Annotated in this window: 2 pseudogenes; both read right to left on the bottom strand. The window is 59.3% G+C overall.

Annotated features, from left to right (window positions below):
- Nucleotides 1–429 (bottom strand): annotated as a pseudogene (locus EJP67_RS33490) (T6SS immunity protein Tli4 family protein); the annotation flags it as partial.
- Nucleotides 430–465: 36 nt separating this feature from the next.
- Nucleotides 466–1198: pseudogene (locus EJP67_RS33865) on the bottom strand (esterase/lipase family protein); the annotation flags it as partial.

The raw sequence follows: 1198 nt of genomic DNA, 5'->3' as shown, positions 1-1198 counted from the left end.
TTCGTCGGGGGTGCGGGGACGCAGATTCTGGGCGATTTCGATCGTGCTTTGGAGGATGGAATCGGCCGTGACACCTCGGCTCTTTGCGGTTCCTCTGTCGTTCACAAAAATGTGCGGCCCCACGATGTGATAGTTGCGAAATCCTTCCAGCTCAAGTTTTTTGGCCGTGTCGTCCATGTAGGACCGAATCAGCCATGTGTTTGGAGCTGGGCCCTTGCCGAAGTAGTTGATCTCGGCAGTTTTGTCCGCCGCCAGGATCTTTGCCCGCTCGGCATCCATGACCTTATCGATGTCTTTGGCTTGGTTTGCCAAAGTCGGGAAGTCGCGCCCAAAGGCCAGACGCGAGTCCACAGGGGCCGTAAGTACGTAGCGCCCGAAGCACAGCAGCTTGGTGTGTTCGAACAACCGTTCAATGCGAGTGTTCTTCATATGGTCGCCTTTCCTTTCATGTTCTGAGTAGGAGACTCAGTTCTTCTTGTCCCACCACGCCGGATCGAATTCGTTGGCGATGCGCACGATGCCGTACAGCGTCGAGGCGTTGGCGTCCTGGTTCCTGTAGCTGTTCTGGTGGTCATAGCCGCGCTGGACAAACTTGAGCTTGGCCTTGACCTTGCTGGCACTACGCTCCACAGGGACTGTGCCGTCAGCAGCTGCGCCGGGTGGTTGCAGCTTCAGGATGAGTTCCGTGCCGTAGTTGCCGCGCACCTTCAGCAAGCCCTTCTTGTTGTCACCCTTCTCACCGAGCAGCAGGGTCCAGTTGGCCGGATCGCCAGCCTTCGCCGCATCTCCATCAACAACGCGCCACGACACTTCGTTCCATGCCAACTGTTTCGGGTCGTTGCCGTAGTGGGCGTAGGTCAGTTCGTGAAAGGTGTTCTCGATGGCATTGGCGAATTTCATTGCGCTGGCGACTCGCCGCGTTGTCGCCTCTGCTCCAATCTGCTGCTCTGACTTGCCTCCCTCTCCGGGAGGCTTCTCCAGTTGCCCAGCCGGATCAATCCACTCCGGATTGATCAACCGCCACCACTTGCCCGCACCCTGCGTGTAGATCTCCTCCACGGCATCGCCCTGCGGAAGCCGCGCGAGGAAGTTGCCTTCCTGATCCTGCACATGCAGCCACTGCGTGCCGTACGCGGCGGCGGGCAGCAGCTCGAGGCCGCCCTGCGCGTTGGCCAGCACTGCCGTGACTTTCTCCCCG

Origin of the sequence: Variovorax guangxiensis, assembly GCF_003952165.1 — a bacterium.
GTDB lineage: Bacteria > Pseudomonadota > Gammaproteobacteria > Burkholderiales > Burkholderiaceae_C > Variovorax > Variovorax guangxiensis.
This window is presented reverse-complemented; position numbering and strand designations above follow the sequence as displayed.